Below are 18,716 nucleotides of genomic sequence, written 5' to 3' on the forward strand. Positions count from 1 at the left end.
CTTCCGCCGCGCGGTGGGGGGGACATGGGGCGTCAGGACGCGCCGCCGGTCATCGCCGCCTGCACCCGCAGGCGCGGGAACACATCCTCCAGCGGCTTGCTGTCGGGCAGTATATAGACATAGCCGCCCTTCCCGCGGAACAGCGGGCCGATGCTCTTGCCATACATCGCCCTGGGCACGTTGATGCAGCCAAAGGTGATCCGGTTATCGTCTATTTCGGGGGACAGCATCCGCACGCGGCGCCGTTCCTTCGGATTGCCCTTGGGAATCGGATGCAACGCCACAGAGGTGGCGTAATCGACCCACAGCACCCGCTGCTTTCCCGCCGCCAGTCCGAATTTCGCAAGGTAGCGGCCGGCGGGCGTGGTCTTTTCCGCCGGGCCGATCTCCGCCAGATTCTTCGTGCCGATGCCGGGCGTGGCCTCATCGCCCAGCGCCTTGCCGATCAGCACCGGCGCTTGGCCCAACGCCTTGCCCTGGGCATCGAACAGGAAGAGGGCGGCCCCCTTCTTGTCGATGATGATATAGGGCAAGGCGTGATTGTCCCCCGACCCGGCGATCCAGTCGGCGACGCGCGTGGCATCCTCCGACCGGGTCGTCGTGCCGGAATCCCCGTGCCCCGCCCCGGCCATATCCGCCGCCATCGCCGGTGCGGCCAGCGCCAGTCCGGCAGCCGTCAGAAGCATGGTCACGATCGGCAAGGAAAGGCCAGGCCGCATCAGTTGCGCGCGCGCTTCCGCTGGGCCTGCTGCATCTGCTGTTCGACGCTGTCCACGCGGGCATTGAGCTGGTCCAGCCGCTGGCCGTTATTCTGCGCCTGACCCGAGGCGGCCTGCGCTTCGGTCAGAGCCTGCCTGGCGGTGCCGTCGGTCGCCTGCAGCTTCTGCTCGAGCGCGTCGACCCGCTGATTCACGGCGCCCACCTGTTCGCGCACGAAGCCCTTGGTGGCGCAACCGCCCAGAGCCAGCGAACCCACCAGCACCAGCCCAACCGGGGCCATTTTCGTCAACAACGCCATCGTCTTCTCCCTAAGTGCAACAAAACGTCACGGTCCAAGCCGAGTGGCCCCATTCCGACAATGCGATTCTGTCGGGGTGTGCCTTCGCTCGGGTGAATCGATGATCCGAAGCCCTTGTATAAAGGGGATTTTTACGGTGACTGAATCAGGGGTGAACCAACGGATGCGGTTGGACGGCGAAGAAGCGCTTGTTCTGCCGGTTGAGCCCGTTTTGCCATTCAAATGGTCCCAAGGGCAAATAAGGGACGCCGATTTCCCGCCATTTGTCAATTTGAAGTATTTATGGCATATCTGCTCCAAACAAGCTTCAACTTCGGGCATGAGGGCAGAAATGAACGCAGTGGTAACCCAGATCGGCGATCTGGCGGAAGCCGGCGAAAAGATGGTCGAACGCCTGCGACGCAAGGCTTTTCTGCCGGAAAGCCGCAAGGAGCTCAACGTCCGCTTTGGCATTGCCGAGGCGGCGCAACTGCTGGGCTGCTCGACGAATCGGATTCGCATGGCGGAGGAGGATGGCCGCCTGCCCCCTGCCCCGCCGACCGAAAACGGACGCCGCCCCGGTTATACGGTGGAAGAACTGCTGAACATGCGGCAGGTGCTGGGCGCCTCGCCCGAGCGCGCCGGGCTGGACGTGCCCGCGATCGTTGCGGTGCAGAATTTCAAGGGCGGCGTCGGCAAGTCGACGGTCACCACCCACCTCGCCCATTATTTCGCGGTGCAGGGCTATCGGGTGCTGGTGGTCGACTGCGATTCCCAGGCGACCACCACCACCCTGTTCGGCTTCAACCCGCATTTCAACATCCAGCGGGAAGAGACGCTCTACCCTTATCTGTCGATCGATCCGACGCAGGTCGACCTGCTCTATGCGGTCAAACATACGGCCTGGCCCAATGTCGACCTGATCCCGTCCAATCTGGAACTGTTCGACGTTGAATATGAACTGGCGGCGGCGGGCAGCGACGGGGGGTCGGTCCTGGCGGCGCGCTTCCGCAAGTTGAAACAGGGGCTGATGGACCTGGCGCGCCATTATGACGTGGTGCTGCTCGACCCGCCGCCAGCGCTCGGCACGATCAGCCTGGCGGTGATGCAGGCGGCCAATGCCCTGCTGGTGCCGCTGGCCGCGACCACGCCCGACTTCTGCTCGACCGTCCAGTTCCTTTCGATGATGGATCAGGTGATCGGGCAGTTGCAGCAGGCGGGGATCGAGGTCGATTACCAGTTCGTTCGCTTGCTCTGCTCGAAATTCGACAGCAACGATCCCAGCCACTCGATGGTCCGCGCGATCATGGAGCAGAGCTTCGGCCCGGCGCTGCTGCCCGTACCGATTCTCGACAGCGCGGAGATCAGCCATGCGGCGATGCGCATGATGACGGTCTATGAGCTGGAAAAGCCGATCGGCACCCCGCGTACCCACAAGCGCTGCCGCGCCAATCTGGACGAGGCGCTGGGGCAGATCGAGGCGCTGGTCCGTCAGGGCTGGGGCCGGGTCGCGCCCGCGCGCGAGGAGGATGTTGTCAATGCATAATGGGTCAACGCGGCATAAAAGCCTGTCCTACTGGGCAATGTTCACCATATGTTCCATATCCGTCAAGGGGGAATATCATGGCGCGTAAACAATCCGACTATCTGGCCGCCCTGCTTTCGGACGAACCGGAAGCGCCTGTCGCGGCCATGGGGGGCGAAGCCCCGGCTGCGGAGCCGGCCCCCTCCCCTGCCCCGTCCGCCCCACGCACGGAGCGCGCGCGCGGCACGACCCTGCTCGGCCGCGAATCCGCGCTCGCCCGGCTGGCGTCGGGGGAGGTGCGGCAGGTCACGCAATTGCTGCTCGACCCGGCGAAAGTCCGCATCTGGCAGGGCAATGCGCGCCTCTATGGCCATCTGACCGAGGACAATTGCCGCGAACTGATCGACTCGATCATCGCGGAGGGCGGCCAGAAGGTCCCCGCCGTGGTCCGTCGCATAGAGGGTGACCCGGATCATGACTATGAAGTGATCGCCGGCACCCGCCGCCACTGGTCGATCAGCTGGCTGCGCGCCAACAGCTATTCCGACATGATGTTCGTGGCGCAGGTCGCCCAGCTCGACGATGAAGCGGCCTTCCGCCTCGCGGACCTCGAAAATCGCGCGCGCAAGGATGTGTCGGACCTGGAACGCGCGCGCAACTATGCCGAGGCGCTCAAGACCCATTATGGCAGCCACCTGACCCGGATGGCGGAGCGGCTGAAGCTCTCCAAGGGCTGGCTCAGCAAGATGATCAAGGTGGCGGGCATTCCCGATGCGATTATCGATGCCTTCGCCTCTCCTGCCGATGTGCAGTTGAAACCGGCCTACGCGCTGGCCCAGTCGCTGGACGACAAGAATGCGCTGGCCGCCATTCATGCGGAGGCGGGACGCCTTGCCTCCGAACAGCGCGCCCTGCGTACGGCGGGGGCACCTCTCCTTCCCGCCGCCGAAGTGCTGAAACGCTTGCTGGAGGCGCCGCGCGCCGCCCGGTCGGAACCCAAGGCCGAGCCGTTCACCTGGACAACCCCTTATGGCCGTCCGGCGCTGACCGTCCAGTCGGTTAACCGCCAGGGCATCACCATCCGCCTGCATGCCGGATCGGGCGCGGACCGGGAGACGCTGGCCTCGGCGCTGCGCGACACGCTGGACTATCTCGAACGGCAGGGCATGGGCCTGCAACGCTGATGGACGGCGGGGGGCACAGTCGAGCGCGGCGCGACAGGGGGTGGATCCGCCGCGCCCTGTTCCCGCCCCCCGTTTCCCCGGGGAAACGCCCCTCCCCTTTCGCGCACGCCGCTTTCCCCTTTCCCCGGGGAAACAGTTTGGGCGCCGCCCCCTTCACCGCCGCTCTCCGCTTCTGCCAGGCTGACATCGTCCGCCACGGGCTGCCGCACCAATTCAGGATCCGCCCATGAGCCGCCCAGGCACGACAAAGACTGGCAAGACCCCGATTACCGACCAGTTCGAACTCTTCCTTCCCTATATTGCGGACATGCCGTTGCGCGATCAGCGGGAGATGATGGAGCGCCCCTTCTTCAGTCTCGCCAAGACCAAGCGCGTCAAGCCGATCGACTATACCTCGCCAGACGGCAAGGCCTGGGTTCATGTCTCCGCCAACCCCGACTATGGCATGGCGACGATCTGGGATGCCGATATCCTCATCTATTGCGCTTCCGTGCTGGCCGACATGGCGCGGCGGGGCCTGAACGACATTCCGCGCAAGCTGCATCTCATGCCGTATGATTTGCTGCGCGCCATCCACCGGCCGACCACCGGACGCGCCTATGAACTGCTCGGCCAATCGCTCGACCGCCTGGTTTCGACCACGATCAAGACCAATATCCGCGCCGAAAATCGCCGCGAAGCGACCTTCAGCTGGCTCGACGGTTGGACCCAACTGGTCGACGAACGCACCGAACGGTCGCGCGGCATGACCATCGAACTGTCCAACTGGTTCTATGAAGGCGTGCTGATGCAGGGCGGGGTGCTCAGCATCGACCGTGCCTATTTCGATCTGACCGGCGGACGCGAACGCTGGCTCTACAAGGTTGCGCGCAAACATGCCGGCGGGGCAGGGGAGGGCGGTTTCGCCATTTCCATGCCGACGCTGTTCGACAAGTCGGGGGCCGAGGGCGCCTATCGCCGCTTCAAGTTCGAGATCGCGAAGATCGCCGAGCGCGATCCCCTGCCCGGCTACACGCTGCTGCTGGAACAGCCGGACGGCAAACGCGAACCTTCGCTACGGATGCGCCGCCGCTCTTCCACCGACCCGCTGGCCGCGCCGTCGGTTTCCGCCAAAAGCGCGGTCTCCGCCGCAGCCAGGACGGCAAGCCCCGCGCCTGCGCCCGCTGCCTCACCCGCCATGGTGGCGGAAAAACAGGAGCTGTTCGACGCCAGCGCGATGATCCGCCGCACCGTGGCCGGCCTGTCCGCCCGAGCGAGCGCGGGCGGAATCACCGATGCGACGCTGGCGACCCTGCGCGCCGAATGCCCGGGCTGGGACTATCAGGCGCTGCATCAGGAATTTCGCGACTGGCTCGATGGCGATACGGCGCGCACGCCGGTCAATTATCAGAAGGCGTTCATCGGCTTCGTCCGCCGCTTCCATGAAAAGAACCGGCACCGCCTCTGACGCCCCGACCGGCGCAGAGCCTCGCCCCCAGGGAAATGGCGCCGGTTCCCCCCATCATTTTCCCCCTGCCTGTCGAGCGCCTTATACCATCGTGTCCGGTCCTTGACCGACCACAAGTGGGTTTCGCTCAGGCGCCGCGCGGGCTTTACCCAGATACGATGAGTCAGGCTCATCGTATCTTGCTATGAGCACGGGAACCGGCTTTCCAACGGGCACGACCCGTCCGGTAAAAGGAGGCCGAAGACGCCTTCTGCGTCCCGATTGCGCCCGGGGAACTCCCTGACCGCGCGATGCCGGATTCTGGTGCGATCAGGGGATATTGGCACATGACAGCCCCCTATTGCCGCTATCATGACCGAGAGGAATGGCGCCGATCCGGTAAAGCCACATGCGCGACGAAGGAGGAGGCCCGTTCCTGAAGTGTCGGGTAAAGACCTTGGCCCACGCCGTGCTTCCGGCAGGCGATTCCCGTTCCCCTCAACTCATCGATAATTTTGAACGTCCTTCCCGGCACCCTTTGGGAAACTGATTCAATCCCGGCTCCATTCTCACCCCTCATCCGCACCCTTCGACATTCCGGGAACGGCCTTCGGCCCTTCGGGAACGCTTCCCCGACATATCGGGAACGGCAAGTTCGACACTCCGGGAACGAACCATCGACCTTATGGGAACGGGCTGAGCATCCCGACTCGTGCGATTCCGGCGATTCGGACGCGGGCTCCGGGGTCTGTAACTCTCTAACCTTTCTATAAACCCTGTAACCCCAGGGAGATATTGTCTTTGGGAAAGTCTGGATGGGAGGGCAAAGGCGAAGGGCCGTCTAACGATCGCCCATGGTGAAAAGCCGCTCTTCGGTCAGGCGTTCGACCTGCGCCACCAACTTGGTCGCGCCTTGGTGGGAAATGCCGAGCAATCGGGCAACGGCCGTTTTGCTCAGACCCGGATAAGCCAGTTCCAGCCGCACCAGAAGCGGCGCCCGGCTCCGCCGCGTCACGCGCAACTCGTCGGGCAAGCGCGCCAGCTTCCGCTCCAGCCGGTCCAGTTCCGCAAGTCCCTGTCCCGCCTGTCGCGCGATCATCGCCGCGATCTGAGCCGCCAACGCTTCGCCATCGTCCGGCAAGAAACGGGGCAGATCGACCAGGGAGGGCAGAGCATGCATGGCCAGGCCCGCCGCGACCAGTGCCGCGGGCAGATGACAGGCGAGCAGCCATCCCATGTCGAACTGTCGCGGCGCGATCCGCAACTGCCGCCCATCGATGGTCGTGAGCAGTTGGCCCTCGGTCGCGGGCGCTTCCAGACTGCCCCGAATATCGATCAGGCGCTGGGCGATGGCGGGAAGCGAGGCGGCAGGGTAGGGGGCCTCCAGCAGCATCTGCGCCGTGCGCCACACCGGACCGAAGCGCACCAGATCCTCCGGCGCCCAGAGATCGGCTTCCCGGCGGTCGTCGAGCAAGCTGCGCGAGACGTTCAGCGTCGCCCGCGCGACCGGATCGCGATGGCCTTCCGTGGCCGAGAGCGCGAAATGGAACAGGGCAGCGATGGACAAGGGATCGTTCAGCCCTTCGCTGTGCCGGGGCGGCGGGGATCGGCCGCAAATCCAGTCCTGAAGGTCCCTGACCGCTATCGGAACCCCCGCAAAGCCCGCCAGCGCCGCCGCGCCCTTCAGCCGGGCACGGGCCAGCCAGATATCCGTCGCGGGGCTGTTGACCAACCTTCCGTCGAGCCGACCCAGAAGCAGCAGGGCATGATCGGGAGAGGATGAAAAATCGCGCATTTCCTAAGGGTAGCGCATTGGACGATCCAACCAAAGAGGGGGTTTGGTTGTATCCTCTATGAGGAGGCTGCGTGGGGAGGGGAGGGGCATAGTTCCGGCGCGATGAGGCGGGCCGTCCACATCGCTGCTTATGCCACGGAGGAACGATGACCGCCAGTGCTCAATTTTGGAGAGCGCTGCCCGGGGATGGTCGGCATGAGAGTGGGCGACGCATGATCCGCGGCCCCGGAATCGGAACAAAAGAAGAATGACGGCAATTTGGCGCTATAAGGCCCGCCAGACGCCGATGGCGGCTCCAGCATGCAATCCTATGGCGAAGGCCTGTTTCGGTCTCCAGCGCGGCTCCAGCGCTGCCTAATTTTTAGGCATATGCGCGCCATTTCCGCGCTTGATCCCTCATCCTATCCGCCGTTCAAAAACGCCACTTGCACCCGCCGGTTCAGGGGATCCCGCACATCCGCTTCGCCCGGTCGGGCCGGAGACCTTTCCCCCGCGCCGGAAATCTGCAAATTCGATAGCCGCATGCCGAGCGCGACGAGACTCTTGGCGACCATGTCCGCCCGCATGAGGCTCAACCGGTCATTATAGGCGTCGGGTCCCGCTCCGTCCGTATAGCCGATGATCGACAGCTTCGCGTCGCGGTTCGAATTCGCCGCCACGAACCGGGCCAGATCCTGATAGGCCTTCTGGTCGAGATCGGCCTTGTCGAAGTCGAAATAGAGGGTGAGGGGGGCCGGGTCTGGAGCTGGGGCCGGGACCGGTAAAGGCGGGACGGCGGTGTCGCGTCTTTCCGGGATGATGGGATAGACAGCGGCGCGGCAATCTTCGCTGCTCCACGCCATGCGGTCCAGGCGCATGCGACGGTCCCAGCGCAATTGCAGGCGACAGATCCGATAGGCCGTTCCCGATCCGGTGTGGAAATTCAGGATATAATCCCATCGGCGTTCACCGAACAGGCCTTCATGAAAATGCGGCGCGCCCAGCAAGGCATAGGCCTGACGCTTGGTCATGCCAGGCATCAACAGGCGCGGCATTCCGGGCGGCAGGAAAAGCCCTTCGCGACGGGTCGCATGGCTGGGATCGGGAAAGTCCGACAAGGGTGCAATATCCGGCATGAAGGCCGGCTCTTCCGCCCGTGCCTGTGCTGCGGCGAGGGCCAGGACCAGCCCCCCAAGGCGCCAGACAAGCCTAGAATGCGATGCCAAAGCCAGCATTGGCGCCTCCCTGACTGCGGCTATTGTAGGTCGCGGCCGCGCGGACGATCAGGCGGCCGTTATCGGATACTTTGGACAGGCCCATGGCGATGGCATGTTCACCCTGCCAGGTGCTCATGCCGACCCCCAGAGTGCCGGTCCCCGCTTCCGAAAATTGCGGGATGCCGGCCATCGCCATCGAGGCGGCCGTGCCCCCTTCCGCATCCCGGCGCAGATTGCGCAAACCGCTATTGAGCAAGTTGAACCGCACGTCCGTATAGGCATTGGCGACGTTGACCGCCTGTCCCATGCCGCTTTGCAACTGGCGCAGATTAACGGCATCCGTTGCGGTCGTGCCATCGGCGACATGGGTGATCTGCCGCTCGGCCCCCGCGCTGCCGACTGACACGCTGTTCGCCCGGTCCGCCACGGACGCATAGCCCAGCGCGACGCTGTAAGAGGCCTGCGCCTGCGCCTGCGTGCCCACCGCCATGCTGTTGACGCCCGATGCCATGGCGCCGGCCCCGGCGGCCAGCGTGTCCGTCCCGCTCGCCACCGGTGGGGCATAGGCGGAACTGTTGTTCACCTGAAGAAAGCCGGCGCGCCCCTCCTGAAGCTCCGTGATCGCGGTCAGATTATAAACAAGCTGCGGATCGCTCGCGGCCAGAGCGTTGATACGCGCATCCGTATAATTGTTGGCGACGTTGACCGCCTGTCCCATGCCGCTTTGCAACTGGCCGAGGTTGACCGCATCCGTCGCGGACGTGCCATTGGCGACATGTGTGATCTGCCGCTCGGCCCCCGCGCTGCCGACCGACACGCTGTTCGCCCGGTCCGCCACGGACGCGTAGCCCAGCGCGACGCTGGAGGCGGCCTGCGCTTGCGCCAGCGTGCCCACCGCCATGCTGTTGGCGCCTGATGCCGTGGCGCCGGCCCCGGCGGCCAGCGTATCCGTGCCGCTGGCAACTGGCTTGGCATAGTTGGAACTGTTGTTCACCTGAAGGAAACCCGCGCGCCCTTCCTGAAGATCGGTGATGGCGGTGCTGTTATAGGCCAGTTGCACATTGGTTGCGTAAAGCTGCGCGCCATTCACCGCATCGGTCGACGTGGCGCTCACAGTTCCGGGCGCGACCCCCACAATCTGCTGGTCGATGCCGCCGCGCGCCGCATTATAGGCTTGGACGGCGGGGTCATAGGGAAGCGCATCCTGGGGCGTGCTCCCTGTTCCCCCGCCGCCGCTGGGGGCGCTGGGCAGTTGCGATACATTGACCGCATCGCTGCCAGCACTGCCGGGTGCGAGATTTTTGATGGTCGTGCCGCTCACGCCGCCCAGGACGACGGTCGACTTGCTGCTATCCTGATATTTGACCGCCAGATCGTTCAATACGGCAAGATCGTAGCTGAGCTGGCTGATGGCTGCACTGTTCTGGGCGACCAGATCGTTGGTCGCCTGGAGCTGCGAGCCGTTGACGGCATCGGTGCTGGTGGCACTGACCGTCCCCGCGGCGAGATTGGTGATCCGCGTCCCCGAAGCGCCCTGCAGCGTGACAAGCGCGCGGGCGCTATTGTCATATTGCACGGCGTTGCCGGCCAATGTGCCCAGAGCGTCGTTGACGGCTTGCAGCTGCGCGACATTGACGGCATCCGTAGGGTTGGCGCCGGCGGCGAGGCCCGTGATGCGGCGTCCACCGACATTCACTTCCGCGCTGGCCGTGCCACCGACCAGATAAGCCGGCAGGTTGAGCGTCAGCCCGTTCGCGATCGAGCCGGAACCCAGCGCCACGCTGCCGCCATGCGTCGCCGAAGCGCCGGAACCGATCGCAACCGCGTTGAAGGCGCCAACGGATGTATTGGCCAGATTGCCGATGGCGATGGCATCCAGTTCGCCCGCGCTGGCTGCAAGGCCGGGGGTGCCCAGTCCCGTAATCCGGTTGCCGCCAAAGGAAATCCCCTTGGGGGTGAGCAGGCTGAAGCTGTCGGACGTGGTTTCGCAGGTCGGATCGGCGAGCAGGTTGACCGCATTGCCGTTGATGTCGAGGACGTTGAGGTTGATCGGCGCGCCCGCAGCCGCATTGGCCAGTGCGGCGTTGATGCCCAGATTGATGTTCACGAGCGGCAAGGCGTTCAATGTCGATTCGACGGGCGCCAGCACCGGGGTGATGACGTCTCCGATCGTCTGGGTCAGCACCGATTTTGGTAAGCTCACGCCCGAACAGGCGCTGACCACATTGGCATGGGCGGCGATACTCTGACCGGTGCCGGCGAGCATTGCGGCTGTTATCAGCCATCGTCCTGAAGTCAGTGGTCGTCCTTTTGCCGGTGCCCCGATAAGACTGGATATCTTCGGCGATGCGTCGTCCCGCATAGACTTGGCCCTGTTGAAGGAATGCCCACCCAAGCGTATGAGCGAAACATTCCGTGTCCCCAGGCCAGAATGCCGGTCTTGCGGCTAAGAGCGCGCGAAGGCCCGGACAGATGATTTTACGAATAATACATATGGCTGCTGCCCCTGCGGCATTTCATCACGATCGGGCAATATCTTCATTTCAAGCGATTTTTCGCGAAATTCGACCCTTATTTTCGTCGACAGCGCGGCATCGTTTAATTATCGTTTCAACAAAGCTGCAATGATCGGCTGTATTTTACAAACAGTCGACGGCATGAACGGAGAGAAGGAGCGCAGGTCATTGGATGATATTCCGTCTGGCCAGATTGTTACTGCAACCGCTTTGATTCGGCATTTCGCGACACATTCCCGCCATGCACTGAGCGAACCCGTCCACATCATGAATCACGGCCATATCAGCCTGTCGTTGATTTCGACGGAATTGTTCGTACAACTGTCCAATGGACAGCGGACAACGCTCGATATTGACGATAACGCCGCCAGTCTCGATCTGCTGCTGGATCTGATCGCAACGAAAGTCATCCTTGTCGACCGAGCGCTCAATCTGGTGCGCATCAATCTTGCGGCCCGCAAACGGCTGGAGGTGAGCGAGCACGAGGCCCGCAATAAACCGTTATCGCAGTTGCTCGTCGGTCCCGACTATTATTTCGTCCTTCGCGCGCTGGAAAGGGTTCGCGACACCGGCGTCGCGGAAGAGTTCGAACTCAGCCCCTTCGGTCGGCAGTCATGGCTCTACCGCGTTCAAATCATGCCTTTCCGGGGCGGCTTCGCCCTGTTGGCCGATGAAATCACCGATCGGGTGACATTGCGCGATCAGGACGCGCGGACGGCCGCTTATGAATATTTGATCGACGGTCTGCCCAGCCTTGCGCGTGGCGCCTTTAATCTCAGGGGCTGCGTGACCCACGTCTCTCCCGCCCTGGCGCAGTTGATGGGAACCGATGAAAATCGCATTCTCGGCGTCAGATTCGGGACCCTGTTCGACGTAGCGAGCCGGGGCACGATCGGCGATGCCATGGAAAATCTGCTGACGTCGGGAACGCCGTTCGGCATGACGGCGGGCTTCGTGGGCGGCGATGCCGGGAGCGAGCCGATCTGGATCAATGCGGCACCGCTCCGGACGGCCGATGGACAGACGGGGGGTGTATTCCTGATCGGTACCATCCCCAACGATCGCCCTTCGGCTGTGCGGGGGGGCGCCGATCAATAGGCGATGGTGACAATCACGCTGTCGGCGTAGGGGCCGGCCTGCACCCATTGTCCCGCCGGAATCCGGCCATAGACGGAAACGGTCTGGCTGAAGGACAAAAGGCCCGTCAATGTTGCGCTGACGATGCCGGTGCTCGCCGAACCCGTGCCCCAGACGGTTGTCCGACTGCCGTCGGTATAGAGGTTATAGTTCAGGCGCGCGGCACCCTGTGTCATCTGGCGGGCCAGCGGGGTGCCGGAACTGCCTGGGCTCATGGTGATGTCTATCGTTCCAGCCAGTGAAATCAGGCCGGTGCAGCTGAGCGTGACGCTTCCCGCGCCGTCCTTCGGCCCCGTCGCGCCGGGATCATAGCCGCCGAAGCTGATGCCCGTCGTCGAAGCCGAACAGCTGCACAGCGTACAGGCCGAGGCCGACGATGCCATGATCATGCTGGCCAGAGCAGCCAGCCCATATCCGACGGCCCTCATCCTTTTTCCTCCTGCATGGGTGCGCAAGGCACGGGCCCGATCTTTGCCATCCCCCGATCGGTTGACACGGCCGGTACGATAGCGCGACATGCCACAGCAGGACCGGTCAGCACAATCTCCTGCCCTTCCCGCGCATCGGCCAGAAAGACCGCGCCGTCATGGCCGGTGATGCCGGCCGCCGCATCCCCGGCGGTGACGGTCAGTCCCGCCGCGACCGGCGCGCCGCTTGCATCCACCAGATGCAGCGTGGCCGGATGGGCGGGTTGCCCGCCGAAACGGACCCTGATGGCCTGCCTGTAGCCGGGAACCGCATTTTTCTCGGCTGAGGTGACCACCGTATCGATCGGCAGATCGTTGAGATCCACGGCAATCCGGTTGGCCGAATAGGGTTGCAGCCCGGTGATGACGGCGCGCCTGCCGCCGCCCGCTTTGCGCGCGACCGGCCGGTTCTCGAACAGGACCGTCACCTCCTGGTCCGAGATCACGTCGACCACCGCAAAGGCATAGTCGAGTTGCGGCACGGCGACGATCGTTCCACCCAGCCGCAGCAGCGCTCCCCGTGCCTGGAAGCGCACGCCTTCGGCATCGCCCATGCGGCTTGCGGACAGATCGATATCGCCCACAGCGGTGCGCCAGGTGACGGCGCCTTCGACGCGCGAGACATTCTCCGTTTCACGCGAGGCGAGGAAGCGATAGCCCCAGCCCTTGTCCGGCGGCGGCGTCTGGCTGAAACTGGCGGCGATACGCTTGCCTTCGACGAACAGCCCCGCGCTGGAGCGGGCGCCGAAGGGCAGGGTGAGCGATCCGAACAGGCTGTTGTTGCGTTGTTCCGCCGTGCGCGTCTGCCGCGCCCCCAGCGACAGCCAGGCCGAACCGACATTTGTCCCGTACGAAACCGAGCCTGTGGAAAAGCGGTGTCCTTCGGCGCCCTCATTCTCAAGATAATTGGCGTTCATGCTGCCCAACCGGCCAAGGGCCAGGCTGCCCGCCACGATCAATTCCCGGCTGCTTTCGGGTAGAAGCTTGTCGTCGCCGACCTGAACGAAGGCGGCGTTTTCCGCCTGATAGCTGGCCGTGATGGAATAGCGGGGGGTTATGCGCTGAAATTGCGCGCGCCACATGAACCCGTCGCCGAAACGGCTTTGCGATGCCGCCGCCGACAGGCCGATCTCACCTAAGGAGGACAAGATGAAGCCCAGCCCCAGCCCGGCGGTCTGCACATCCTTGCTCATCTCCGCGCGCCCGGCCAGCGTCAGTCCGCCGCCAAGGCCATGGCGCCAGAAACCGGCGGCGAAGGGCGCGCCATAGGACAGGCTGCGTTCGCCAAAATGCCTGCGCAGAAACCCCGCCTCCAGCGAGAAGTCGTCCAGCCCTTCCCGCAGCAGGCGCGGGCTGGTGTAGAAGCTTTGCGTAACAGTCCGCGCAATGCCGCTGGCGTCGCGGATCGTCATCGTCACCTCTCCCGCGCCGGTGAAGACCGGCTGATAATCGATGGCAAAATCGCCCGGCTGCACGGCCATGCTCTGGCGGCTGCTCGCTGCCGCCAGCTCCACCACGGAGGGCAAGGTCGACGATGCCGAAAGCCGGGGCAGGGCATAGGTGATATCCTGGGGCGCCAGCGAAAAATCGGTGCCCAGCCGTATTCCGGCAAACCGCACGGGCTGGGTCCAGTCGCCCCCGCGCGTCACCGCATCGCCCAGCATCAGCCGAAGCCGCCGATCGGGAAAGTCGCGGATGAAATTGCTGTCGAGCCGGACTGCGCCGCGGCTGTCCGCCCCCTGTTGTATCAGGGCGGTCGTCCCGATAACGCCCCAATTTCCCGACATCCCTGCGTCCAGCACGGCAGAGGCCGTCCATTGGCCCTTCCATCGCGACACGGACAGATCATAGCCGACATATTGCGCGGGCGCGGCCTCCATGACCGGCAGGCTCTGTTGCGATCCCCCGACATGCACGGCTGGAAACAAAGATGGCGCGGCATCGATCAACAGCGTCACGCCCGTGCTGTCCAGCTTCGCCGAAAGGCCGGGGAGTCCATCGAGAGAGGCAAAGTCCGCGCCGTCCACACGGATTTGCGGACGTCCCGCGGGCAGTTGCAGGCCCCATTGGCTCGGCATGTCCTGTCTTACGAACAATTGACCCTGGCTTTCGACGATCAGGCAGGGATCGCTGATCGGGTGCCCGTTGATGACGATTCCGACAGGTATGGCCCGTGCCTGTGGCGACAAATCCGGCGTTGAAACGGTGGGAACCGCCATGGCCGTGGCCAGGCCGGAAGCCATCGCCGGCCCGGCCATCGACAAGAGCAGGCTCATGGCAAACATCGATGTGCCTTGCCCTGCATATTGCCAGGCAGCGGCGGTCATCGAACAGGCGCCCTACTGCTCGGGGCTGGCGCGGGCAGCGGTCAGCCTTCCCTGGGCGGTTTCCACCTCCACCCCCACAATGCTGCGACCGTCCACTGGACCGACCGGCAATTCGATGCGCCCATCGGCCAGGAGGTAGAAACTGCGGTCCAGTTTCACGGGTTGCCTGCCGCCATCCACGGATCGCAGGTTGACGGCCCCGGCTTGAACATGGCGGTCGCCCTGGTTGACCAGAACCAGCTTCGATTGTCCGCCGGCATCCTGCCCCAGCGACCAGCTCAGCAAGGGCAATGCGCTGGATCGGGCGCGGAACAGGGGAATGCTGAACCGCAAAAGCGTCCGGACGGTGCCCGGCGCAGCCGTCGCCGTCGGCAGCTCGTCGATTATAAGCCGGTAGCTCTCCTCGCGCGATCCGGCTTTGGCAGGCAGGCTGCAACGGATCAGGCGGGAATCGCCGCCGGGAATGGTGACGATTGACGGATTGATCATGGGGCCGGTGTCGGGGTCCAATTGGACCTGGCCCGCCTTATCCGCGCGCCAGCCGAAGCCCCTGATCTGTAATGTCGCCGCATTCGCATCATCGTTGGCAATGGTCAGCGCGCAGAATTGCTTTTCCGCCGTCATTTCGATCCGGACCGGCAAGATGCGGAGCGATGCGGCGCGCGCGGGGAGCGTCCCCGCCATCAGCAGGGCGCACAAACCCGCTGCCAGACCCCGGCCGGGCCTGGAACCCAATAAATGTCCTGTCATGGATAGTGACTCTTCAGTAACTCACAGTAATGGTGACGGTGTCCGTATAGTTTCCAGCACCCACGCTTTGTTGTTGAGGGATGCGACCATAGACGGTGAACGATATCGGCAGGATGGTTGACGCTGTCTGCGAAACCGTGTCCGATCCCGGCGTATTGCCCCAATTGGTGCTGCGCCCGGCGTTGCTGTAAAGCGAATAGTCGAGTGGCGTCGCACCGTTCAGCATCTGGCGGGTGGAAACCGTGGCTCCCGCTGTACTGCCCGCATTCAATCCGACATTGAACAATGTTCCGGGGGTGCATGTGACGTTGATCGCACTGGTTGCGTCCGTCGGTGTCGAAGAGGTGGGATTATAGGTTCCAAAAGCCATGTTGGTGGCCGTCACGAGACAGGCATTCAGCACTGTGGCCGACACGCCCATCGTCGTCGTGGCATCCGTTGCCCATGCAGAGCTCGGCGCCAGAAACATGACGAATATTATGCAGGATCGATACACGACGTTCCTCCCCCAACTGAAAGTTGACACGTCTCAATCCGGATCAATCTGTCTGGAAAAGGTTAGGAAAATGTTATCGGTATTTTTGTCGAAAATGGGTGGGAGGCTTATTTGCGTTATTCAAAATAATATTATAAACATGAACTTATCATATTTTTGAATATATCATGATATTTATATATATTCTTTAATATATATTGTTTTTATATGAGTAAAAATAAGATATTAATTTAAAATATTAGCTATTTTATAATTCAAAAGCAGATTTTAATTATCAAATTAGGAATTGAAATTCTTGCCAAATATGAACTTATAGATCAGCCAAAACCGTTCATTTTGCCATATGCCGATATGTATGATGGCATAAATCTTCGTCCTCAATGAACGCAATGGTGCCATCGCGGCCCAGGCTCTGGGCGTGCATAAGACCGTCTTGTTCGCCGAGTCGTCGTGCCACGTCCGAACCGTAAAGGGCGGCGGCGGTTTGGAGCAGCGAGACGGAATAGCCGCGCGGGCCTGGAAATGCAGTTTGCGCAAGGCGATTTTGTGGAAGACTGGGCATGATCGTCCTTTCCCGGCGATCTTGTCGCCGAAATGTCAGAATCGCAGGCAGCTGCATCGGACCGGGAAGGGGCACCGGATCAGGCTGCAATGCAGGTGACGCTGTTCGGCCAAGCCGACAGACGATTTTTGGCCGTTAAGGGAAAACTATATCGTGCATCGCTTCATCCCCAATATTGACGGGGGGAACACGATCTGGCGTTGTCGCCCGAAATCGTGCGCTTTAGCCGTTGGTCACGCGGAGCAAGCTGCATCCCGATCAAAAGCCGCGGGTCGATGCGATAGTGTCATCCGGCACGGGGACCAGCCGTGCCGCTCAGGCAATCTCTACTTAGATGATAGATTGATTCCGGCAAACCAAGTTTTGCTTGTCCTCGGCCAAGCGGGGCTGGTTTTCGGAAGGGGGCATGAAAACGCCCCGACCGGCACGGCACGGTCAGGGCGTAATCTCGAGGGGCCTCCTGTAGGGAGAGCCTCTATAACAGACGATGTCCGTCAGGCAGCGGCGTCAGGCGTCGGCGCCTTGGCCGCTGCGGGCTTTTTCCTGGAGGCTGCCTTGGCAGGAGCCTTTGCCGCCGGCGCAGCATTCTTCTCGGTGGCCGGGGCGGCGATGGAGAGGCGTTTGCGCGATGCGGAGGATTTTGCCGCTGGGGCCTTGGCCGGCGCGGCCTTCGGCGCTGCCGGTGCCTTTGCGGCTGCTACGGGTTTCGCGGCCGGGGCCTTGGCTTCAGCGGCGGGCGCCTTGACCTCGACCGCCGGTTTCGGCGCCGCGGGCGCGGCCTTTGCCGGAGCGGCCGATTTCTTGCTCACCGGCTTGCGGCCAAGACCGAGCTTGGTGGCGACTGCACGGCGCGCTTCCGAATAGTTGGGCGCGACCAGCGGATAGCTTTTGGGCAAGCCATAGCGTTCCCGATATTCGGTCGGGGACAGGCCGTGACTGGCCAGGTGACGCTTCAACGTCTTATAGGGTCGGCCGTCGATCAGGCTCAGAATATGCTCGGGCGAGGACAGGCTCTTGCGGACCGAGACGGCGGGCGTGTAGGTCGGCGCTGCCGGTTCGGCGGCCGTGTCCGCGGGGTTTTCAGTCAGGGCGGACCGCGTCGTGCGGATGAGATCGGCAAGTCCTTCGCTCGGCACTGTATTGTTGGAGACGAACGCGCTTACCAACTGAACAGTGAGCGTCGTAATGTCAGGCTGCTTATCTTCAGACATTGGCCCCGCTTCCCATTATATGAGTAGTAGAAGCGGTCTTTTGCGCGGTTTTGACGCAAATGTAAATCCGAAACAATGGAAAAGCGATCCGCTACGCTATATTTGGCAGTCATGAAGACAGAATTATCGTGCCGGTATGACACAGTTGGCCGACGATTGCAGGATTGATGGAACCGGGGGAGGGGGAGTGGCTTGAACAGTAATAGCATCGCGCTCGATCTTCGACCGATCACAAGTGGGTTTCGCTCAGGCGCCGCGCGGCTTTACCAAGGTCCGATGAGTCAAACTCATCGCGCCTTGGTATAATTCTGGCGGGAGCCGAGGAGCATTGAAGCGCGCCCGCCCAACAGTCGCGCTCAACGAAATGGTTTTCGGACAATCGGTCGTGGACTTCATGGGTCCGATACAGGTTCTGCGAAGCGGATAATGGGACGACATGTTGATGCGCGCGACGCCGCGTCCGATCCGATCCCACTTTCCGACTTCGCAAACCGGAGATCGTAAAAAAAAGGCCGGTCTTTCGACCGGCCTACTGAGTTTAGGAGAGGATGCCTGAAAGGCACCCGCCAAATGGCCCGTCGCGGCGGAAATGGCAAATGCGAAGCGCGACAGGGTGATTGCGTCTGATGCAATTCCTCGCAGCGCAGCGAACCGACAAGAAAATGGCGCGCACCCACGGGAAGCAGGTGCGCGCCATGTTCAATGGGAAAAGCCATCGCGGCGCCGAACAGGTCGGCGCCCGCTGCTTCAGCCGTTCAGCTGGTCCTTCACGGCCTTGGCCGGGGTGAAGGTCAGCTTCTTGGAAGCGGCGATCTGGATCACGGCGCCGGTCGAAGGATTGCGGCCTTCGCGCGCGGGCTGGTCCTTGACCTTGAACTTGCCGAATCCGTTCAGCGACACTTCGCTGCCCTTCGTCGCGGCACCGGCGATCGCGGTGAAGACGCTGTCGACATATTTGCGCGCGTCGGCCTTGGTCAGGCCGTGATCGGCAGCCAGTGCTTCAGCGAGTTCAGCGTTATTCATAATCGTCTCCCTTTCGTGGACGGATGGTCTTAACCTGTCTCATCGCGCTCAACCAGTCCCTTTGCGACCGGTCAGCGCCCAAAAACAGCGATAAAATCGACTTA

At 62.8% G+C, this 18,716-nt stretch carries 16 protein-coding genes; 4 read left to right on the forward strand and 12 right to left on the reverse strand.

Annotated elements, in window-relative coordinates:
- Positions 1–32 precede the first annotated feature (32 nt).
- Both F7P65_RS09395 and F7P65_RS09400 read right to left on the reverse strand, forming a co-directional pair.
- Entirely contained in the window at positions 33–686 is a 654-nt protein-coding gene (locus F7P65_RS09395; protein WP_150291560.1) for a hypothetical protein, read from the reverse strand.
- Between the two features lie 32 nt (positions 687–718).
- Entirely contained in the window at positions 719–1,018 is a 300-nt protein-coding gene (locus F7P65_RS09400; RefSeq protein ID WP_150291479.1) for a hypothetical protein, read from the reverse strand.
- 331 nt (positions 1,019–1,349) lie between these two features.
- On the opposite strand from F7P65_RS09400, the gene F7P65_RS09405 reads away from it, so the two are divergent.
- The 3 genes from F7P65_RS09405 (at position 1,350) to F7P65_RS09415 (ending at position 5,153) form a co-directional block, all read left to right on the forward strand.
- Entirely contained in the window at positions 1,350–2,543 is a 1,194-nt protein-coding gene (locus tag F7P65_RS09405; RefSeq protein ID WP_150291480.1) for an AAA family ATPase, read from the forward strand.
- 77 nt (positions 2,544–2,620) lie between these two features.
- Positions 2,621–3,706, forward strand: coding sequence for a ParB/RepB/Spo0J family partition protein (locus tag F7P65_RS09410; protein ID WP_150291481.1), 1,086 nt, complete (start codon positions 2,621–2,623; stop codon positions 3,704–3,706).
- Between the two features lie 226 nt (positions 3,707–3,932).
- Positions 3,933–5,153 (forward strand): replication initiator protein A, encoded by a 1,221-nt coding sequence (locus F7P65_RS09415; protein ID WP_150291482.1) that lies wholly within the window; start codon positions 3,933–3,935, stop codon positions 5,151–5,153.
- A gap of 820 nt (positions 5,154–5,973) precedes the next feature.
- Here F7P65_RS09415 and F7P65_RS09420 read toward each other — a convergent pair.
- From F7P65_RS09420 to F7P65_RS09430, 3 genes are all read right to left on the reverse strand, one after another.
- Positions 5,974–6,927, reverse strand: coding sequence for a hypothetical protein (locus F7P65_RS09420; RefSeq protein WP_150291483.1), 954 nt, complete (start codon positions 6,925–6,927; stop codon positions 5,974–5,976).
- Positions 6,928–7,328: 401 nt separating this feature from the next.
- On the reverse strand, positions 7,329–8,141 hold the full coding sequence (locus tag F7P65_RS09425) for an OmpA family protein (RefSeq protein WP_150291484.1): 813 nt from the start codon (positions 8,139–8,141) through the stop codon (positions 7,329–7,331).
- A complete protein-coding gene (locus F7P65_RS09430) occupies positions 8,116–10,389 on the reverse strand; it encodes a YadA family autotransporter adhesin (RefSeq protein ID WP_162854581.1) in 2,274 nt (757 codons plus the stop codon). Before F7P65_RS09430 ends, F7P65_RS09425 begins: the two co-directional genes overlap by 26 nt.
- A gap of 358 nt (positions 10,390–10,747) precedes the next feature.
- Between F7P65_RS09430 and F7P65_RS09435 the strand changes: the two genes are divergently transcribed.
- Positions 10,748–11,737, forward strand: coding sequence for a PAS domain-containing protein (locus F7P65_RS09435; protein ID WP_150291486.1), 990 nt, complete (start codon positions 10,748–10,750; stop codon positions 11,735–11,737).
- Here F7P65_RS09435 and F7P65_RS09440 read toward each other — a convergent pair.
- The 7 genes from F7P65_RS09440 to F7P65_RS09470 all read right to left on the reverse strand — a co-directional run bounded on the left by F7P65_RS09440 (position 11,731) and on the right by F7P65_RS09470 (position 18,612).
- The gene (locus F7P65_RS09440; protein WP_162854583.1) at positions 11,731–12,204 is read right to left on the reverse strand and encodes a Csu type fimbrial protein; all 474 of its coding nucleotides are present in this window, start codon (positions 12,202–12,204) and stop codon (positions 11,731–11,733) included. The two genes, F7P65_RS09435 and F7P65_RS09440, sit on opposite strands and share 7 nt — an antisense overlap.
- Positions 12,201–14,570 (reverse strand): fimbria/pilus outer membrane usher protein, encoded by a 2,370-nt coding sequence (locus F7P65_RS09445; protein WP_150291488.1) that lies wholly within the window; start codon positions 14,568–14,570, stop codon positions 12,201–12,203. Before F7P65_RS09445 ends, F7P65_RS09440 begins: the two co-directional genes overlap by 4 nt.
- A 12-nt stretch (positions 14,571–14,582) precedes the next feature.
- Positions 14,583–15,320, reverse strand: coding sequence for a fimbrial biogenesis chaperone (locus tag F7P65_RS09450; RefSeq protein WP_150291489.1), 738 nt, complete (start codon positions 15,318–15,320; stop codon positions 14,583–14,585).
- Positions 15,321–15,333: 13 nt separating this feature from the next.
- Positions 15,334–15,789 (reverse strand): Csu type fimbrial protein, encoded by a 456-nt coding sequence (locus tag F7P65_RS09455; RefSeq protein WP_150291490.1) that lies wholly within the window; start codon positions 15,787–15,789, stop codon positions 15,334–15,336.
- Positions 15,790–16,147: 358 nt separating this feature from the next.
- Complete coding sequence (locus F7P65_RS09460; protein WP_162854584.1) at positions 16,148–16,378, reverse strand: hypothetical protein; 231 nt, start codon at positions 16,376–16,378, stop codon at positions 16,148–16,150.
- 494 nt (positions 16,379–16,872) lie between these two features.
- Positions 16,873–17,589, reverse strand: a complete 717-nt coding sequence (locus F7P65_RS09465) for a Ros/MucR family transcriptional regulator (protein ID WP_150291492.1) — start codon at positions 17,587–17,589, stop codon at positions 16,873–16,875.
- 747 nt (positions 17,590–18,336) lie between these two features.
- Complete coding sequence (locus tag F7P65_RS09470; RefSeq protein WP_150291493.1) at positions 18,337–18,612, reverse strand: HU family DNA-binding protein; 276 nt, start codon at positions 18,610–18,612, stop codon at positions 18,337–18,339.
- Positions 18,613–18,716 lie beyond the last annotated feature (104 nt).

Origin of the sequence: Sphingobium estronivorans, from assembly GCF_008692605.1 — a bacterium.
Classification (GTDB): Bacteria; Pseudomonadota; Alphaproteobacteria; order Sphingomonadales; family Sphingomonadaceae; genus Sphingobium; species Sphingobium estronivorans.

Coding starts and splice junctions, on each gene's coding strand:
- F7P65_RS09420 (WP_150291483.1), bottom strand. CDS start 6,927: ATGCGCGATTTTTCATCCTCTCCCGATCATGCCCTGCTGCTTCTGGGT.
- F7P65_RS09410 (WP_150291481.1), top strand. CDS start 2,621: ATGGCGCGTAAACAATCCGACTATCTGGCCGCCCTGCTTTCGGACGAA.
- F7P65_RS09435 (WP_150291486.1), top strand. CDS start 10,748: ATGATCGGCTGTATTTTACAAACAGTCGACGGCATGAACGGAGAGAAG.
- F7P65_RS09415 (WP_150291482.1), top strand. CDS start 3,933: ATGAGCCGCCCAGGCACGACAAAGACTGGCAAGACCCCGATTACCGAC.
- F7P65_RS09470 (WP_150291493.1), bottom strand. CDS start 18,612: ATGAATAACGCTGAACTCGCTGAAGCACTGGCTGCCGATCACGGCCTG.
- F7P65_RS09395 (WP_150291560.1), bottom strand. CDS start 686: ATGCTTCTGACGGCTGCCGGACTGGCGCTGGCCGCACCGGCGATGGCG.
- F7P65_RS09400 (WP_150291479.1), bottom strand. CDS start 1,018: ATGGCGTTGTTGACGAAAATGGCCCCGGTTGGGCTGGTGCTGGTGGGT.
- F7P65_RS09445 (WP_150291488.1), bottom strand. CDS start 14,570: ATGACCGCCGCTGCCTGGCAATATGCAGGGCAAGGCACATCGATGTTT.
- F7P65_RS09455 (WP_150291490.1), bottom strand. CDS start 15,789: ATGTTTCTGGCGCCGAGCTCTGCATGGGCAACGGATGCCACGACGACG.
- F7P65_RS09465 (WP_150291492.1), bottom strand. CDS start 17,589: ATGTCTGAAGATAAGCAGCCTGACATTACGACGCTCACTGTTCAGTTG.
- F7P65_RS09460 (WP_162854584.1), bottom strand. CDS start 16,378: ATGCCCAGTCTTCCACAAAATCGCCTTGCGCAAACTGCATTTCCAGGC.
- F7P65_RS09440 (WP_162854583.1), bottom strand. CDS start 12,204: ATGAGGGCCGTCGGATATGGGCTGGCTGCTCTGGCCAGCATGATCATG.
- F7P65_RS09450 (WP_150291489.1), bottom strand. CDS start 15,320: ATGACAGGACATTTATTGGGTTCCAGGCCCGGCCGGGGTCTGGCAGCG.
- F7P65_RS09430 (WP_162854581.1), bottom strand. CDS start 10,389: ATGCTCGCCGGCACCGGTCAGAGTATCGCCGCCCATGCCAATGTGGTC.
- F7P65_RS09405 (WP_150291480.1), top strand. CDS start 1,350: ATGAACGCAGTGGTAACCCAGATCGGCGATCTGGCGGAAGCCGGCGAA.
- F7P65_RS09425 (WP_150291484.1), bottom strand. CDS start 8,141: ATGCTGGCTTTGGCATCGCATTCTAGGCTTGTCTGGCGCCTTGGGGGG.